The organism is Serratia sp. OS31 (assembly GCF_014164835.1).
Lineage (GTDB): Bacteria > Pseudomonadota > Gammaproteobacteria > Enterobacterales > Enterobacteriaceae > Serratia > Serratia liquefaciens_A.
Map to the genome: position 1 here is coordinate 103025 of NZ_JACJFQ010000008.1, position 17929 is coordinate 120953.

At 56.3% G+C, this 17929-nt stretch carries 16 protein-coding genes; 7 read left to right on the forward strand and 9 right to left on the reverse strand.

Features of this window, described 5'->3' with window-relative positions; all coding sequences use genetic code 11:
* The first annotated feature begins 8 nt into the window (after window positions 1-8).
* A complete protein-coding gene (locus H5P17_RS09485; protein WP_182822536.1) occupies window positions 9-1031 on the forward strand; it encodes a type IV pilus twitching motility protein PilT in 1023 nt (340 codons plus the stop codon).
* Here the strand turns inward: H5P17_RS09485 and ruvX are convergent.
* From ruvX to H5P17_RS09515, 6 genes are all read right to left on the reverse strand, one after another.
* Window positions 1028-1450 (reverse strand): Holliday junction resolvase RuvX, encoded by a 423-nt coding sequence (gene ruvX, locus H5P17_RS09490; protein WP_020828599.1) that lies wholly within the window; start codon window positions 1448-1450, stop codon window positions 1028-1030. The genes H5P17_RS09485 and ruvX overlap by 4 nt on opposite strands.
* The gene (locus tag H5P17_RS09495) at window positions 1450-2013 is read right to left on the reverse strand and encodes a YqgE/AlgH family protein (RefSeq protein ID WP_044553426.1); all 564 of its coding nucleotides are present in this window, start codon (window positions 2011-2013) and stop codon (window positions 1450-1452) included. Before H5P17_RS09495 ends, ruvX begins: the two co-directional genes overlap by 1 nt.
* A 155-nt stretch (window positions 2014-2168) precedes the next feature.
* Window positions 2169-3119, reverse strand: coding sequence for a glutathione synthase (gene gshB / locus H5P17_RS09500; RefSeq protein ID WP_182822538.1), 951 nt, complete (start codon window positions 3117-3119; stop codon window positions 2169-2171).
* A gap of 10 nt (window positions 3120-3129) precedes the next feature.
* Complete coding sequence (rsmE, locus tag H5P17_RS09505) at window positions 3130-3861, reverse strand: 16S rRNA (uracil(1498)-N(3))-methyltransferase (RefSeq protein ID WP_044553422.1); 732 nt, start codon at window positions 3859-3861, stop codon at window positions 3130-3132.
* 187 nt (window positions 3862-4048) lie between these two features.
* Window positions 4049-4744 (reverse strand): deoxyribonuclease I, encoded by a 696-nt coding sequence (gene endA / locus H5P17_RS09510; RefSeq protein ID WP_044553420.1) that lies wholly within the window; start codon window positions 4742-4744, stop codon window positions 4049-4051.
* A gap of 151 nt (window positions 4745-4895) precedes the next feature.
* Entirely contained in the window at window positions 4896-5408 is a 513-nt protein-coding gene (locus H5P17_RS09515) for a SprT family zinc-dependent metalloprotease (RefSeq protein ID WP_044553418.1), read from the reverse strand.
* Between the two features lie 362 nt (window positions 5409-5770).
* Between H5P17_RS09515 and fumA the strand changes: the two genes are divergently transcribed.
* Window positions 5771-7417 carry a class I fumarate hydratase FumA gene (fumA, locus tag H5P17_RS09520; RefSeq protein ID WP_044553416.1) on the forward strand — a complete coding sequence of 549 codons (1647 nt, stop codon included), beginning with the start codon at window positions 5771-5773 and terminating at the stop codon, window positions 7415-7417.
* A gap of 169 nt (window positions 7418-7586) precedes the next feature.
* Entirely contained in the window at window positions 7587-8453 is an 867-nt protein-coding gene (locus H5P17_RS09525) for a helix-turn-helix domain-containing protein (protein WP_071827055.1), read from the forward strand.
* Here the strand turns inward: H5P17_RS09525 and H5P17_RS09530 are convergent.
* Both H5P17_RS09530 and H5P17_RS09535 read right to left on the reverse strand, forming a co-directional pair.
* Window positions 8377-9423 carry an XdhC family protein gene (locus H5P17_RS09530; protein ID WP_182822540.1) on the reverse strand — a complete coding sequence of 349 codons (1047 nt, stop codon included), beginning with the start codon at window positions 9421-9423 and terminating at the stop codon, window positions 8377-8379. The two genes, H5P17_RS09525 and H5P17_RS09530, sit on opposite strands and share 77 nt — an antisense overlap.
* Before the next feature lie 7 nt (window positions 9424-9430).
* Window positions 9431-10015, reverse strand: coding sequence for an NTP transferase domain-containing protein (locus H5P17_RS09535; protein WP_182822542.1), 585 nt, complete (start codon window positions 10013-10015; stop codon window positions 9431-9433).
* A gap of 204 nt (window positions 10016-10219) precedes the next feature.
* Between H5P17_RS09535 and H5P17_RS09540 the strand changes: the two genes are divergently transcribed.
* The 4 genes from H5P17_RS09540 (at window position 10220) to H5P17_RS09555 (ending at window position 16356) form a co-directional block, all read left to right on the forward strand.
* Window positions 10220-13009, forward strand: a complete 2790-nt coding sequence (locus tag H5P17_RS09540) for a xanthine dehydrogenase family protein molybdopterin-binding subunit (protein WP_182822544.1) — start codon at window positions 10220-10222, stop codon at window positions 13007-13009.
* Window positions 13006-13560 (forward strand): (2Fe-2S)-binding protein, encoded by a 555-nt coding sequence (locus H5P17_RS09545; RefSeq protein ID WP_044553408.1) that lies wholly within the window; start codon window positions 13006-13008, stop codon window positions 13558-13560. The genes H5P17_RS09540 and H5P17_RS09545 overlap by 4 nt, the downstream gene beginning before the upstream one ends.
* On the forward strand, window positions 13557-14795 hold the full coding sequence (locus tag H5P17_RS09550; protein ID WP_182822546.1) for a cytochrome c: 1239 nt from the start codon (window positions 13557-13559) through the stop codon (window positions 14793-14795). Before H5P17_RS09545 ends, H5P17_RS09550 begins: the two co-directional genes overlap by 4 nt.
* Before the next feature lie 256 nt (window positions 14796-15051).
* Window positions 15052-16356: a M12 family metallo-peptidase gene (locus H5P17_RS09555; protein ID WP_182822548.1), complete on the forward strand. Its 1305-nt coding sequence runs from the start codon at window positions 15052-15054 to the stop codon at window positions 16354-16356.
* 63 nt (window positions 16357-16419) lie between these two features.
* Here H5P17_RS09555 and H5P17_RS09560 read toward each other — a convergent pair whose 3' ends face one another.
* Window positions 16420-17787 (reverse strand): amino acid permease, encoded by a 1368-nt coding sequence (locus H5P17_RS09560; protein ID WP_182822550.1) that lies wholly within the window; start codon window positions 17785-17787, stop codon window positions 16420-16422.
* Window positions 17788-17929: the final 142 nt, after the last annotated feature.

The window sequence follows — 17929 nt, forward strand, 5'->3', positions numbered from 1 at the left end:
AGATTGATATGGATATCGGTGAATTCGTGGCCCTTAGTGTAAAGCATAATGCTTCCGATCTGCACCTTTGTACGGGACATCGGCCGATGTTGCGCATCGATGGCGAATTACAGCCGCTGGAAGGTGCGGAAAAACTGACCGAGACCAAGATGCACCGCTTGTGCAGCGCGCTGCTGCAACCCCAGCAGCGGCAGCAATTGCAACAGCAGGGGCAGCTTGATCTGGCGCTGACGCTTGCGGACGATATTCGGCTGCGCGCCAATTTCTTTCTGCAAAGCCTCGGGGTTTCGCTTGCCTTGCGGCTGATTGCCAGCGAGTGCCCGACGCTGGCGGCGTTGGCGGCACCAGGCATTATTTCGGCACTGGTGCGCAGGGAAGATGGCCTGATTTTAGTGACCGGCGCGACCGGCAGCGGTAAATCCACGACCCTGGCGGCAATGATTGACGACATCAATCAGCACCAGCGGCGGCATATTCTTACGCTGGAGGACCCGATCGAATTTATTCACCACAGTCGACACTCTTTAATTCAGCAGCGCGAATTGGGCCGCGATAGCCACAGCTTTGACGACGCATTACGTGCTGCCCTGCGTGAAGATCCAGACGTCATCTTGCTGGGTGAGCTGCGTGACACCACAACCATCAGGCTGGCGCTTACCGCTGCGGAAACCGGCCATCTGGTACTGGCGACGCTGCATACCCGCAGCGCGACGCAGGCGGTCGATCGGCTGGTGGATGTTTTCCCGGCGGAAGAAAAGCCCTACGTGCGTGCTCAGTTGGCCGGTAGCCTGCAGGCGGTGATTGCGCAGAAGTTGTTGAGTCGGCCCGGGGGCGGCAGGGTGGCGATTTTTGAGGTGCTGACGGCGACGGCGGCGGTCAGCAGCATGATCCGCGAGGGCAAAACCCATCAGCTTGCCAGCGTGCTGCAAACCGGTGGGCAGTCCGGCATGCAGACCTTTGAACAAGGTCTGCAACAGCGGATCGGTGCGGGGTTACTGGGTGGCGTGGAGGGAACTTTGCCAGCGGATTAACCCAATTGCCGTTCGAACCAGCTTTCCAGAATGACCACCGCCGAGGCGGAATCCACGCTGCCCTTGTCAAGCGCACGGAAGCCGCCGCGATCGAACAGGTTGGCGCGGGCCTCTACGGTGCTGAGGCGCTCATCATGCAGCGCGATTTGCACGCCAAAGCGGCCGTGCAGGCGGTTGGCGAACTTGCGCGCTTGCTCAGTGACCGGCTGTTCGGTGCCGTCCATGTTCAGCGGCAGGCCGACCACCACCAGATCCGGTTGCCACTCTTTCAGCAACTTCTCGATTTTCTGCCAGTCCGGCGAGCCGTCCTGCGCTTTGAAAGCCGCCAGCGCACGGGCGCTGCCGGTAAGCTCCTGACCAATGGCCGCGCCGATGCTTTTGGTGCCGAAGTCGAAGGCGATAATGGTGCGGTTGGTCATCAGGCGTGTCCTGCGTGGTTGGCAATGCTGCGAATATCGATGCCAAGGCGATTGGCGGCCTCGCGCCAGCGGCTGGCGATCGGCGTATGGAACAAAATGTCAGTGTCGGCCTCAATGGTCAGCCAGGCGTTTTCCAACACTTCCTGTTCCAGTTGGCCTTTTTCCCAGCCGGCATAGCCGAGCGCGACCAGCACGTCATCCGGTTGTTCCGGTGTGCCCAGCGTTTCCAGCACGTCTTTCGAGGTGGTGATCATGGTCTTCGGCGAGATCTGAATGCTGGAGCCGAAGCCTTTGCGCGGGGTATGCAGGATAAAACCGCGATCGTCAGCCAGCGGGCCGCCGGCAAACACCGGTTTATCCAGACTGATGGCCGGATCGCGCGCCTGCGGCATGATCTTCAGTTTGCTCAGCACTGTTTCCACCGTGAACTGTTCCACCGGTTTATTGATCACCAGGCCCATGGCGCCGTCTTCATTGTGCTCGCAGACATAAATCACCGAGCGTTTGAAGCGAGGATCCTGAAGTGATGGCATAGCGATAAGAAAATGGTGTTGTAAATTCATGGTGTTATTTAAGGTATTTGATTGGTGAGAAGTTAAACAGCCGCCAGTATGCGGCTATCCCCATCGCCTTTCAAGCCGCGACTCGGTTGACGCGGGCTGACAGCGTCATTCAGGGAGGTCGGGAAGGCGGGCGACGCAAGTCACCCGCATTTCGATTACTTCGCTGCCAGACGCTTCTCGATTGCATCCATCAGCATACCGGTGATGGAAACCGGGAAGGCCGCTTCTATTTCACGCGCACAGGTTGGGCTGGTGACGTTGATTTCAGTCAGGCGATCGCCAATTACGTCCAGACCCACAAAGATCAGCCCTTTTTCTTTCAGCGTCGGCGCCACCGCGCGCGCAATTTTCCAGTCGCTTTCGCTCAGTGGGCGCGCTTCGCCACGGCCGCCAGCCGCCAGGTTGCCACGGGTCTCGCCCTGCGCCGGGATGCGTGCCAGACAGTAAGGCACAGGCTCACCGTCAACCACCAGAATGCGCTTATCGCCCTCCTTGATTGCCGGCAAGAAGTTCTGCGCCATGCAGAAACGGCTGCCGTGCTCGGTCAGGGTTTCGATAATCACCGACAGGTTAGGGTCATCCTGCTTCACGCGGAAGATAGACGCGCCGCCCATGCCGTCCAGCGGTTTGAGAATAATGTCGCTGTGCTGCTGGTGGAATTTGCGGATGTGTGCCGCGCTGCGACTGACCAGGGTGTCCGGCGTCAGTTCCGGGAACCAGGCGGTGAACAGCTTTTCGTTGCAGTCGCGCAGGCTTTGCGGCTTGTTGACCACCAGCGTGCCTTTGACCTCTGCACGTTCCAGAATATAGGTCGCGTAGATGTATTCGGTATCGAACGGCGGATCTTTACGCATCAGGATCACGTCCAGATCGTGCAGCGCCAGATCCTGTTCGCTGCCAAAGCTGAACCAGCTTTCTTTATCTTCCTTTACGTTCAGCAGACGGGTGCGGGCGCGGCCGTCACCGGCGTGCAGATAGAGATCGTCCATCTCCATGTAATGCAGTTCCCAGCCACGGCGCTGCGCTTCGAGCAGCATGGCGAAGCTGGTGTCTTTCTTGATGTTGATGGAGGCGATAGGGTCCATCACGATGCCGAGCTTAATCATCTTTTCTCCTTTAACCCAGATCACCGAAACGTACCTGCAAAGCGGTAATTGCGGTGAGTGCTGTGGTTTCTGTACGCAGAACGCGTGGCCCCAGCAGGATATCAGTAAATCCGTGGCCTGTGGTCATCGCAATTTCGTCGGCGGATAAACCGCCTTCCGGCCCAATCAGCAGGCGGACATGTTCCACTGGCAGCGGCAACGTATTGATGCTGTGGCTGGCGCGTGGGTGCAGGTTAAGTTTCAGGCTGCCATCTTGCTCAGCGCACCAGTCTTCCAGTTTCATCGCTTCGCGAATTTCCGGAATGCGGTTACGGCCACATTGTTCGCAGGCGGCGATGGCGATCTTCTGCCATTGCTGAATTTTTTTCGCCAGACGTTCGCCATCCAGCTTTACGCCGCAGCGCTCGGAAAACAGCGGGGTGATGACATTGACCCCGAGCTCGATGGATTTCTGGATGGTGAACTCCATCTTCTCACCGCGAGAAATCACCTGGCCCAGATGCAGATTGAGCGGCGATTCACGGTCTTCCTGTTGGCCTGCGGCTAACCGCACCAGCACGTTTTTTTTGTCGACCTGGGTGATTTCGGCGTCAAATACCTGGTTGCTGCCGTCGAAGAGCTGCAGCGCCTGGCCGGCGCTCATGCGCAGTACACGCCCGATGTGGTTGGCGGCGTCTTCGCTCAGTGCGATTTCTGCATGGTCGATTAACGGCTGCGGATGATAAATGCGGGGTATACGCATAGAAATATTCGTTCCTGACTCATGTGCAGTCATCAGTGCTGCAGTTTGAAAAAAAAGAGTATATACCCAAAGTAATTGAAGCTGCAGCAAGGCGGCAAGTGAGTGCATCCCGATGAGCTTACTTAAGTAAGTGATTCGGGTAAGCTCACGCAGTTAACGCCGCTGCAGTTTTAAGTACGAAGGGAATTTAGCCCTTTCGTTGCTGGCAAGCCTGTTGAACATAGGGATTGTGATTGCCCTGTACCTTAGCGATGCGTGCCTCCCGCAGGCATTCCCATTGGCTGACCGGATACTGACGGTTCCACACTTCGAAAAGTTGGGTCTGCTGGCGTGAAAGCCGCAGTTGATAACGGTCGCGCATATAAAAGTAGGTGCGGGCGATAGCGCCGCGGGCGCGGGCGGGCGGTTCGGCCTGCTTGTTTTTAAAGTCCACCTTCATGGGGCACTGGCCGTACTGGCCTTCGCCGCCTTTCCATTGGCTGTACATGAAATTATTGCGATCGCCGTTCACTTCACCAATCGCTGGTTGCAGGTTGTGCAGGTCAGTTTCGATTTGGCGATAGCCCGCGTCTTTATTGCAGTTTTTGCGACCGCCCTGTTGCCAGCACTGCAATTGATGGCCGAACTGCCAGGCCGGGACCACATGTTCCCACTCGATACGCTGTGCGCGTTGAGCGTTCTTACGCGGCTGATAGCCGCAACTGTTCAAATCCGGGATGCCTTTCTTACCCTGCCACTCAATCCGGCAGCCGCAGTAGAAAGAGCCGGGCGCGCCTTGGTTGATTTTGGCCGCTGCAGCCTTGGCCTGAGAGAAATTATTAATGCCGTGCGCCTGTGCGGCACCTGCGGCGAAAACCACCGTAAACAAAATTTTGCGAAGCATGTTCCAAAACGGCTCAAAATTGGAAAGGCAGGCAGGGTAGCGGAAGTCAACGACAGTGGCAAACGACGGGCTTTACACCCATGGCTCTCAAGCTACAGCCGGGTGCCTGGCTGTAACCTGAAACTCGCAGGATATAGCGGTGGATATTTGGTTAAAGAGGCTCGTTGGCGATAAATTTTAATTTTTCACCACACTGGCGGCAGCGATATTCGCTTTCACCGCGAAGCACCCGATTATGCCGACGTACGGTGAGCTGATGCTGTTGGCAACGGCAGAGGTAGGGGAAGGTTTTGCTCTGCACCGAGGCAATCTCAAACTGGTGGGTGCGGCTGGCCGGCACCTGCAACACGCTTTCCATCATCCAGCGCCATTCGCGCCCATGGGGGGCTACGCGGCCGAACTGGCGGAAAACTAGCAGGTGCGCCAGTTCGTGCGGCACCACTTCGTCGATAAACGGCTGCTGGTTTTCCATCAGCAAAACCGGATTCAGGCGAATTTCCCAGGCTTGCAGCCAGGCGGTGCCCGCACTGGTGCCACGTTGCTGGTAAACGACTTTGGGTTCCGGAAATTCGACGGAAAAATGCTGACGCGCCAGCAGCAGTTTTTCGCGCAGGCTGCGCATCACCGCCTGTTGCAGCGCTATGGGGATTCTTACTTTGTTCATTGAGGCTAGCTTAAGCAATGGCGCGACGGCTGGCAATAAGACGAAAAACTAATTCTCATCCCGCCTGTCGGGCCGGTTTTTTATCGCATTGATAACCCGATCGACGCTGATGGATTGTAATCAATGTGTTAACTGCGGGATAATAAACCGTACATGCTGAGTCTGTACCCGCAGCGCTCACAGAAAAGATTGAAAAGCACCCCGAGAAAATACCTTTCTAACGCAGGGGTTATTATGCGATTTAGCGCAATAACCGACTGATTAAAAATACGTAAGGTGTGGGAAGTTTTTTGACGCGGCCTGCCCCGAGCTGGCTGAGTAAGTGTGAATTTAACGCAGCTGATGTTGCAAGTGAGAGATCAATGTCGAATAAACCGTTCCATTATCAAGATCCGTTCCCGCTGAAGAAAGACGATACCGAATACTATCTGTTAAGCCGCGATCACGTTTCCGTGAGCGAATTTGAAGGCCAGGAAGTTCTGAAAGTAGCCCCTGAAGCGTTAACCCTCCTTGCTCAGCACGCGTTTCATGACGCTTCATTTATGCTGCGCCCGGCGCACCAGCAGCAGGTTGCCGATATCCTCAAGGATCCGGACGCCAGCGAAAACGACAAATACGTTGCGCTGCAATTTTTGCGTAACTCGGAAATCGCCGCCAAAGGTATTTTGCCGACCTGTCAGGACACCGGTACCGCCATTATCGTCGGTAAAAAGGGCCAGCGTGTCTGGACCGGTGGCGGTGACGAAGAAGCGTTGTCACGCGGGGTGTATAACACCTTTATCGAAGACAACCTGCGATATTCGCAAAACGCCGCGCTGGATATGTATAACGAGGTCAACACCGGCAGCAACCTGCCGGCGCAGATTGATCTCTACAGCGTAGACGGCGAAGAATACAAATTCCTGTGCATTGCCAAGGGTGGTGGCTCCGCCAACAAAACCTACCTTTATCAGGAAACCAAAGCGCTGCTGTCTCCGGGCAAGCTGAAGGATTATCTGGTCGAGAAAATGCGTACGCTGGGCACTGCGGCTTGCCCGCCGTACCACGTGGCATTCGTTATCGGCGGTACTTCGGCGGAAGCGACGCTGAAAACCGTAAAACTGGCGTCGACCAAGTACTATGACGGCCTGCCGACCGAAGGCAATGAGCACGGTCAGGCATTCCGCGACGTGGCGCTGGAAGAAGAGTTGCTGAAAGAAGCGCAGAACCTGGGGTTGGGCGCGCAGTTTGGCGGCAAATACTTTGCACATGACGTCCGCGTGGTACGTCTGCCGCGCCATGGCGCATCCTGCCCGGTGGGGATGGGGGTTTCCTGCTCCGCTGACCGTAACATTAAGGGCAAGATCAACCGCGACGGCATCTGGCTGGAGAAGCTGGAGCATAACCCGGGCAAATTTATCCCGCAGGAACTGCGTCAGGCCGGCGAAGGTGAGGCGATCAAAATTGACCTTAACCGCCCGATGGCCGATATCCTCAAACAGCTGTCGCAATACCCGGTATCCACCCGCCTGTCCTTGAGCGGCACCATCATCGTGGGCCGCGACATAGCCCACGCCAAGCTGAAAGAACGCCTGGACAGGGGCGAAGGCCTGCCGCAATACGTCAAGGATCACCCGATTTACTACGCAGGCCCGGCCAAAACGCCGGACGGCTACGCCTCCGGTTCACTGGGGCCAACCACGGCCGGGCGCATGGATTCTTACGTCGACCTGCTGCAGTCTCACGGCGGCAGCATGATCATGTTGGCGAAAGGCAACCGCAGCCAGCAGGTGACCGACGCCTGCCACAAGCACGGCGGTTTCTACCTCGGCAGCATCGGTGGCCCGGCGGCCGTATTGGCACAGCAGAGCATCAAGAGCCTGACCTGCGTCGAATACCCGGAGCTGGGTATGGAAGCGATCTGGAAAATCGAAGTGGAAGATTTCCCGGCGTTTATTCTGGTGGATGATAAAGGCAATGACTTCTTCCAGAAGATCCAGGCCGGCCAGTGTTCTCGCTGCGTGAAGTAACCGCCGAAAGGATTTGCCGCCCGCAGTGGGGCGGCAAATTTCAGGTTTTATCAACCCCTGTGTAAATTACTGTAGCCCGCTGGACGCCATGTTTTAACCTGTATACCCTACGCGCAAAGCACTAATACGCGCATAAAGGCATATTTGGAACAGAAGGTTCGGCAAACTCATGGAAACGCAGGAAAGTCATATCAGGGAATTGCTGGTCTGGATTGAAGACAACCTAACCAATCCCTTGTCATTGGATATCGTTTCTGCCAAATCAGGCTACTCGAAATGGTATCTGCAGCGAATGTTCAAAAAGCAGACCAGTTTGTCGCTGGCTTCCTATATTCGCGCACGCCGCTTGTACCTCGCCGCTTTCGCCTTGCGTTATACGCAAAAAAGCATTCTTGATATTTCTATTGAATATCAATTCGATAACCAACAAACCTTTTCTCGCTGCTTCAAAAAGCACTTTGCCGAATCTCCCAGTGTTTATCGCCATGCGCGTAAACAGGACTTCAGCCATCTGGTTCGCTCGCTGTCGGTGAATCAGCCGGGTGATATCAAGGTCGATCGCGTCAAGGTCGCCAAGGGGCAGTATGCTATCCGCGGGAAGAGTTACCCTTACCATCTGGATATTACCGATCTGGATAAGTCGCACCTTCCCATCCGCAGCAAAATAAAAGAGACGTTCTATGCCCTGCTGGGCGGGCGCCCGGCATTGACCTATTCGCTGGCCCAGTTTGTGCCGGATGGGGAAAGAGTGCGGGTAGATTACACCCTGGGGGTAGCGGCGGACTGCCCGGTCAGTGACGATGCCGGGCTTGAAGCACTGCCGGATATCTCCGGTGATTTTTGTCGTTTTTGCTATGCCGGCAAGCCGGTGGCCCTGAACGATCATATCGTCCAGATGTACACTCAGGTCTTGCCGCAACTTGGCCTGGCCCGCCGGGAAGGGCCTGACCTGACGATGTTCAACTATTCGCTAAATGAGCGGGAGGAGCTGCATCTTGAGCTCCAACACCTGGTGCCAGTGACTCCCCTTGACTGAGTGGGGTGGCAGAGCGGTTCTTTTGCTGCACGATATCTGCCATCACTGCCAGCGCGATTTCAGCCGGGGTCTTGCTGCCGAGCGGCAGGCCAATCGGGGCATGAATTCGCTCCAGCTCTTGCGGGCTGAATTCGGCAATTTGCTGCAGGCGTTGGCGACGACGCGCGCTGTTGCGCAACGATCCCATGGCGCCGATATAAAACGCCGGAGTATGGATAGCTTCCATAAGCGTCAGATCGTCCATGCGGGGATCGTGAGTCAGCGCGACAATTGCGGTATTGGCGTGACAGCCGCCGTCTTCAATAAACTTGGCCGGAAACTGACGCAGTAGCGTTACGTTGGATCTCAACTGCGGGGCGAAATTTTCCAGCGCCTCCGGACGGTTCTCGCACACCAACACTTCAAACCCCAGCGAACTGGCGAAATCGGCACAGTACAATGCCACGCTGGACAGACCGGCGATCAGCAAACGCGGGGCCGCGGCAATATGCAGGGTAATTTGCGGACCGCGGCGTTCCACCTGGGTTGCACTGGCGAAATCGGTCAATGTCAGGCTGCCGCAGGCATCCGGCAGGGTGAGGCGTTTGACCAGCGCATGGTGTCCGTTTAGCGCGCCGGCGAGGGTTGTCAGGTAATCGATGCTCTCGTCGCCCGCCGGCAAATACTCAATCAGCACCTCCAGCACGCCGCCGCAGGGCAGCGCCACGTTGGGCTCCAGACCACCCTCACCGTAACGAATGACCTGGCTGGCAGCCTGATACTCCCCGGCCGCCAGGCGCCGCAGAAAGTCTTCTTCCACGCACCCCCCGGACAGCGAGCCGCAATAATGCCCATCCTGGGTGGAGGCCAATAGCGCCCCCGGCGATCGCGGTGAGGAGCCGTAAGTGCTCAGCACGGTGCACAGCCACACCGGTTGTTGTTTCAGCCAGTTTATCGCCTGGCTGACCACGGTGATATCGAGATGTTGCATAGATGAGTTACTCGCTGACCGGTAGCTGCGACGGAAGATCTATATCCTGCACCACGGTGGGTTGATCAAAATAAAGCCAGTGTACCGCCTGCTCTTTAAGCAGATCGCGTGCGCCATTATCGCCACGTAATTGGCTCAGTTGTTTGCGCAATAGAGCGGAAAACCCAACCGGGTGACCCGGCTGTTGCTCAAAACGGGGGCGGACAATGGCGTGGTGCTGCAACGTGGTGGCTACCCGCTGGAAAACCGCCGGGGTAACGAACGGCATATCCGCCAAATGAACCAGCCAGCCTTGCCAGTGCGGCGTGGCGTTAACGCCAGCGGCAATGGAATCGCCAAGACCGTCGCTGGCCAGCAGCGTGACTGGAACCTGATAGGCGGCGCAAATCTGTTGTACCGGGTGGTTGTCCGGTCGGGTGACCACCCATATTGGCAGGCCGGACGCCAACGCTTGACGCAGCGTCTGTTCAAACAGCGAACGTTGGCGGCCAGCGGCATCCGCAAACTCGGCATTTAATTTATTGCCTGCGCCACCGGCCTGAGAGAAGCGTTCTCCACGTCCGGCAGCGGCGATCACTATGCCTGTTGTCATCTTACCCGCCCGAATTTGCGCAACGTCTAATTACCTTACTAAAAATATGTGTTGTTGAGATGTGTTTTTATTGAAAATCGCATGTTAATCATCACATAATTTTGGTTATAAGCATATGCTTATGACGTCTACGGCAAGGTCGTCAGCGTTTGCGCAACACCACCGCTGAACACAAAACTACAATAAAGATGCAAAGGACTTTTTATGAGCAATTTCAACCCGTCGCGGCGCCGCTTTATCAAAAGCGCCGTGATAGCGGGGGTCTCCGTGTACCTCGCGCCCCTGTACAGCCGCGCCTATGCCGCGCTGTTTGAACAAAAGATCCTTCAGTCCCCGAACTGGGATGCCCATGAGAAACGCATACGCTTTCGTATCGATGGCCGTGCCAAAGTCATGGGGCAGAAGGTCTTTGCCCGTGATATTCGCGCGGTGGATATGCCGCACTGGCCACAGCAGCAGGCGCACGCCTTTATTTTGCGTGTCACTCAAGCAGACAAGCTGTTCGAAGGCATTGATCTCTCCTTGCTGGGCGACGACCTGCAGCCCGATCGGCTGGTAACCGCCGAGGATTTGGCGCGCGACGGTCTGGCCTTCCCGGCATTTTACGGCGACGACATGCTGCTGCCGATTGGCAAAACCCCGGCTTACCTGGGCCAGGCTGTGGCAATCCTGATTTATCACGACTTTGCCCGTTTCCGCTTCGCCAAGGACAAGCTGAAATTCCGCGAAGGCACGATTAAATACGGGGCGCAAACCGGTCCGCTGCAGCGTGACCCTTGGGGCACTTTCCGCTATGTGCGGGTGGGTGGAGACAAGCCGTTCGATGACGACCGTTTTTCCAGCCTGAAAGATACCCCGATTTTCCCGGTTTCGATGAAGAAACACCTGCCGGTCTGGCCGGAAGGGCGCGAAGGCGGCAAGCTGGATCAGGAAGGGATGTACTACGCCGGCATGATTGCCGATGAGTTGAAAACGCCGCCGGACGAGTGGCTGGTGATGTCACACCGCTACACCACGCAGTCCGTCGACACCTCTGCGCTGGAGCCGGACAACGCCAACGGCTGGTTCGACGCCGAGACGCAAACGCTGCATCTGGTGGTGCCGACTCAATCGCCGCAGGAAGTGGCCGATGAAATGCCGCGCATGCTGGCAAAACGTAATCCGCCGGTTAAACAGCTGATTCTGCACCCGTGCTACACCGTCGGTTACGGCTCGAAAGATCACTTTAACTTCCCGTATTACGGCGCGGTGGCGGCGATGTACGGCGACGGGCACCCGGTTCGGCTGGCCAACGACCGTTTTGAACAGTTCCAGACTGCACTGAAACGCCATGCCTTCGACATGAATTACCGCATTGCGGTAAACCGCCAAACCGGTGTACTGCAGTCATTTCACGGCGAGATGACGGCAGACGGCGGCGGCCGCAGCAACTTTACGCCTTCGGTGGTGATGGTGGCGGCAACTGCGGCGCAGTCGATCTATTACTTCCCGAAAAGCGATTTGTCTGCGGTGGGGCTGGCTTCGCGCGCCATCGATGCGGGGTCGGCACGGGGTTACGGCACGCTGCAAAGCATGGCCGCCACCGAAATGATGGTCGATGAGCTGGCTGCCGAACTGAAGATTGATCCGATTGAATTCCGTTTGCGCAATGTGCTCAAATCCGGCATGAAAAATACTCAGGGGGCCATTCCTGCCGGGGCTATTCGCGCCGATGAAGTGCTGGAGAAGGCGGCGAAGCATGAGATGTGGCTGCAACGCGCCAAGCGCAAGGCGGAGTTTGAAAGCCAGCATCCGGGCAAACGCTATGGCGTAGGCTTTGGCTGCGTGCAAAAAGACTTTGGTACCGGTGCCGAAACTTCATTCGCCCGCGTCGAGCTGGGAGAAGACGGGCGCATTATGCTGCATCACAGCGGTGCCGAGATGGGCACCGGCATGTCGACCTCTCAGTCGGTGTTGTGCGCACAGTGGCTGGGCAAACCGGCTGATGAGGCTCACTTCTCGGTGACCGACTGGTCAGTGTTGCCGATGGTCACCAGCGGCGATCCTTACATTATGTCGCAGGCCGATCAGGATAGGTTGCAAACCAATCCGGCCTGGACGCCAAGCTACTGCTCACCTTCCAGCGCCAGCAACTCGGCATATTATTTCTCCCACAGTACGCGAGAAGCGGCACGGCTGATATTCGATCATGGCCTGTGGCCGGCGGCGATGGCGATTTGGCAATCCGGCATCGGCGGCGGTCAGGCGGCGCCTTTGGTGGTGCGCCGAGAGGATGCGCGTTGGGTAGAAGGTGGATTGACCGCAGCCGGCCTGGAAGTATTGAGTCTGGCTCGCTTGGCAAAACAACTTTACCAAATGGGCGGGATCGCCGGCGCGGCGGTGCACGTATTCAACCGCTGGCAGTGGGCGGAGGCGGACTTTACCCTGAGCGGCAACAGCGAACGCCTGCCGATTGATGGCCTGGCTGTACGCCACGCCGGTGGCGAGTTCAAAACGCTGCCGCGCAATCAGGTCTATTATCCCCCGACCCAACGCAATAACGCGGCGGTGACCTATTACAGTGCCGTCGGCACCCTGGCGGAAGTGGCGGTGGATATCGCCACCGGCCAGGTAGAACTGCTGAATCACCATTCGATCATGGAGTGCGGCAACCTGATTGTGCCGGAACTGGTTTCCGGCCAGTTGCAAGGCGGCTTGGCGATGGGGATTGGTCATGCGCTGCACGAATATTTACCGCTGTACGAAGACGGGCCCGGTAACGGCACCTGGAACTTTAATCGTTACCACCTGCCACGCGCCAGCGATGTGGCGGTCTGGAAGCAGACCGATGACATCCTGCCTGCGCTGTCGGAAACCGATCCGCCCAAAGGCATGGCCGAAGTGGTGATGATCCCGGTGGTCGCGGCCTTGGTCAACGCCATCGCCGACGCCACTGGCCACCGTTTCCGTGATTTGCCCGTCCGTGCAGAAAATATTCGTGAGGTATTACAATGAGCATCAAAACCCAGCCGATTTCCCTGACCATCAACGATAAGCAATACGGCCCGATCGACGTACCGGAAGGGCTGATGATGATCGATTTCCTGCACGAGTATCTCGACCTGACCGGCTCGCGGCTTGGCTGCGGGCAGGGTATCTGCCACGCCTGCGTAGCGATTGTCGATCACCCCAGCGGCACCAGTGAAGAAGTGCGTACCTGTATTACCGGCGCACACTTTTTCAGCGGCAAGAAAGTCCGCACCGTCGAGGGGCATGCCAAGGTGGACGCGCAGGGCGAAGTGGTGGAGTTGTCACCTATCCAGCAGGCGTTTCTCGAGCATTACAGCTTCCAGTGCGGCTACTGCACGCCGGGCTTTGTCAACGCCGCCACCATCTTTGTGGAAAAACTCAAGCGCGAACCCATCGCCCGCGAGCAGTTGGAAGACGCCATTGAACAGGCGCTGGACAGCCATATCTGCCGCTGTACCGGCTATGTCCGTTACTACGAAGCGGTTCGTGACGTGGTGCTCAAAACCCCGGGCCTGCTGAAGGAGACGGCGCAATGAAAAAACGTCTCGCTCTGTTGATCCTGCTGGTGGTGATTATCGTCATCGCCGTGCTGTGGTGGCGGGAAAACCGCCGCTACGATGGCCCGGTGCAGCAGGTGACCGCCAGCGCTGAACAGGTTGCTCGCGGTCGCTATCTGGCGCAGGCCGCCGACTGTGCCGCCTGCCATACCGCCAGCGGCGGTGCCCCTTTGGCCGGCGGCTATCCGCTGGAGACGCCGTTCGGCACTATCTATGGCAGCAACCTGACGCCTTCGGCCGATCATGGCATTGGCCGCTGGACCCGGGACGACTTTTTCCTGGCACTGACTCAGGGCGTGGCACCAGGCGGCCGCCATCTGTACCCGGCGATGCCTTATACCTCGTATAAAGGCATTTCACGCCAGGATGCTGATGACATCTACGCCTATCTGATGACCCGCCCGGCGGTGGACGTCGCCATTCCGGAAAACGACATGCCGTTTCCGTTTAACCAACGCATGGCGCTGATCGGTTGGAACCTGCTGTTCCGCAGCCAGGAGCCGTTGCCAACCAGTTCACAAGGCAATTCGGCGCAGTGGCAACGCGGCCGTTACCTGGCGGATACGCTGGGTCATTGCGGGGAATGCCATACGCCACGCGGCATGCTGGGGCAGATGAATCTTGGCAAGCCGATGCAGGGGGGCGATTTGGGGCGCTTTATGGCACCGGATATCACGCCGCACGGATTGGCCCAGCGCGGCTGGACGCCGGATGACCTGAACCGTTTCCTGGCGACCGGCATGGCACCTCAGGGATCTGCGTTCAGTGAGATGCACATGGTGGTGGATCTCAGCACCCGTCATCTGACGCCGGAAGATCATCAAGCGCTGGCGACCTATCTGATGGGTGAACAGCCGCCGGCTGCAGTGCCGGTTAAACTCGGTCAAGGCAGCGATGCCGGGCGTATCAGCTATCTGGATCAGTGCTCCGGCTGCCATGCACGAGAAGGTGAGGGCAAACCGCACGTGGCGGTGGCGATGCGCGATAACGCCACGCTGCGCCAACCGGACGCCAAGAATCTGATTGTCTCGGTGCTGGACGGTTTACCGGCGCAGCAATTCCCCAATGGCGAAAGCATGCAGAGCATGCCGGCCTTTGGCGAACGTCTGGACGATGCGCAAGTGGCGGAACTGGTGAACTATCTGCGCGTAACCTGGGGGGGCTTGCCGGCGGATATCACCGCCGAGCAGGTGAAGGCCCTGCGCCACAAATAACCTGAGAAGAAGTGTAAAATACGGGATTATTTATATTACCTAACCTGATTTTGATATCTTATCAAAATCAGGTTTTTTAATTTTAAGATTATATAATTTTAATTGATATTATCGCATGGTGTTTAAGTTTATTTGTTTATTATTAATGCATTTTCATTGTTTTTAATGGTGATGTTGTCAGTGGTGCGGGTTTTAATTGTTCATCTTGACGATGTTATTTGTTTTTTATTTCTATAAATAAACTTTGAGGTGCTTAATGATTAACAAAAAGTTTCTATTATCGTTATCCCCGGCGATTGCCCTTTTGGGCTTGGCCGGACAACCTGGTTTTGCGGCTGAGTTACTGACCAAAAAAATAATGACTGATAGTGATAGTACGCAATATTTGGTTAAGACATTGAAAAATGAGCATTCGACAGTAGCGATTAGTATCGCAGGCCTGAGTGAGCATAAGCTGCGTGCCGTTGACGAAACGGTCACTTTATTTACTACAGATGATGAAACGGTAGTGTTTAAAAAAACTTCGTCTCAGGAAGAGAATGGCAAACTGGTGTGGCAGGGCAATTGGGTGGGCTTGAACGAGTCTGCTACTCAAGAAGGGAATATTGAACAGCGTTTGCTGAATTCGGCCACATTAGTGCGTAACGGGGATAATATCGCCGGGTCGTTCCGTCTGGCCGGTCAACTCTACCAACTGTGGCCGCTCGGAGGAAATAAGGTTGCGGTGGTAAAAGTGGACGAAAGTGAAGTGAATGAATGGCATGAACATGAAGATGAACAGGATATTGAGGCCGACACTCCATTGCCTGCGGCGATGAATAGCAGGGCCTGTGAAGTCCCACCTCCTTATGCCGGGGATAGTAAACCGCCGAGTATTATTCGCGTGGCGCTGGTGACCACTGAGCAGTCGCGTAAGGCTTTGGCAAATACAGACCTTAATGCACTGGCAACTTTGGCTTTCTCTGAGGCCAACCAAGGAACAAGAAATAGCAATGTCGGTATTGTTTTTGACAGTGCCGGAATTTTACATGCTGATTATTCAGAACGTGGCACTTTTTCCAATATGTGGTCGGAGATGTTTACCAACTCTGGCAGTGCGTTAAGCCAGCAAATACAACAGTATCGTGATAAACATCGTGCACATTTGGTGGTGATGTTAGCTCAAACTACTTCATCCGCAGGGACTGGCACTAACGATGCCAATAAGAACAGCGCATTCTCCGTGATTCGCTACAGCAACTTGACGGGAACTTATACTTTTGCTCATGAAATGGGCCATAACCTTGGGGCCAGCCACGATCTTGACCAATATGGCGGGGTGCCAAAACGCTTACCTTGCTATCGGCACGGTTATAAGCATGAGTCGAGCGTTGCCAAGGAGCGTTGGCGGACCATTATGTCTTATGGCTGCAAGTCGGGGAGCTGTGGCCGCCTGAATATGTTCTCTAACCCACGCATGAGTTTTCAAGGGATTCCTGTGGGGTCAGAACAGTATGAAGACAACGCCCGTCGGTTGAACGAACGACGTGAGGAAGTGGCTAGCTTCTATCCTTGGATGTGAGGGGAAGATAGACAATAAAAAAGCCCGCCAGGATGAATGGCGGGCCTGATTAAGCCGTATGGATCAGCGGGTGACCGTACGCTGGCTGCGTTGCTTGATGAGATAGCCAATGGCCAAAATGGCCACCCAGACTGGGATCAGCAACACCGAGATTTGAATGCCCGGCGTCAGGTACATGATCACCAGGATACCGGCCATAAACACCAGGCACAGGTAGTTGCTAAACGGATACCAGAAGGCTTTGAACTTCGGCTCTACGCCTTCGCGGTTCTTGGCGGCGCGGAACTTCAGGTGCGCCAGGCTGATCATCGCCCAGTTGATCACCAGCGCCGAGACCACCAGCGCCATCAGCAGCTCGAATGCACGACCGGGGATCAGGTAGTTAATCAGCACGCAGAACGCCGTGGCCGTGGCGGAGACGGCGATAGCGATGACCGGTACGCCGCGGCCATCGACCTTCAGCAGGCTCTTCGGACCGTTGCCTTGTTTCGCCAAGCCGTACAGCATGCGGCTGTTGCAGTAAACGCAGCTGTTGTACACCGACAGTGCGGCGGTCAACACCACGATGTTCAGCACCGTTGCTACCAGGTTGCTGTTCAGCGCGTGGAAGATCAGCACGAACGGGCTGCCTCCTTCCACCACTTTGCCCCAAGGGTACAGCGACAGCAAAATGGTCAGTGAGCCGATATAGAACAGCAGGATGCGGTAGATCACCTGGTTGGTGGCTTTAGGGATGCTTTTCTGCGGGTTGTCGGCCTCCGCGGCGGTGATGCCCACCAGCTCGAGCCCGCCGAACGAGAACATGATCACCGCCATCGCCATCACCAGCCCCATGATGCCGTTCGGGAAGAACCCGCCCTGTGCCCACAGGTTGGTCACGGTCGCTTCCGGGCCGCCCATGCCGCTGAACAGCAGGTAGGCACCGAACACGATCATGCCGATAATCGCCACGACTTTGATGATGGCGAACCAGAATTCCATCTCGCCGTAGACCTTCACATTCGCCAGGTTGATGGCGTTGATGGCCAGGAAGAACACCGCCGCCGATACCCAGGTCGGGATCTCCGGCCACCAGTACTGCACATAGATACCGACCGCGGTCAGTTCTGCCATCGCCACCAGCACGTACAGCACCCAGTAGTTCCAGCCGGACGCAAAACCGGCGAAATTGCCCCAGTACTTATAGGCGAAGTGGCTAAAGGAACCGGCAACCGGCTCTTCCACTACCATTTCACCCAGTTGGCGCATGATCAGAAATGCGATAAAGCCGCCAATGGCATAGCCGAGAATGACCGAAGGACCGGCCATTTTTATTGTTTGCGCGATCCCGAGAAATAGCCCGGTACCGATAGCGCCCCCTAGAGCAATGAGCTGAATATGGCGGTTTTTCAGGCCGCGCTTCAGCTGGTCGCCATGCTGTTGACCATCCATCAATGAAACCCTCTGTCGTTGCAGAATTACTCACATGCTGTAAAGCAGTGGTTACGATGTGTGTTTTGTTTTATTTACGGCGTTATATCTATTAATTCCACGGAGCCGCTACCGTTTGGCAAAGAATAATGTTATGCGCGTC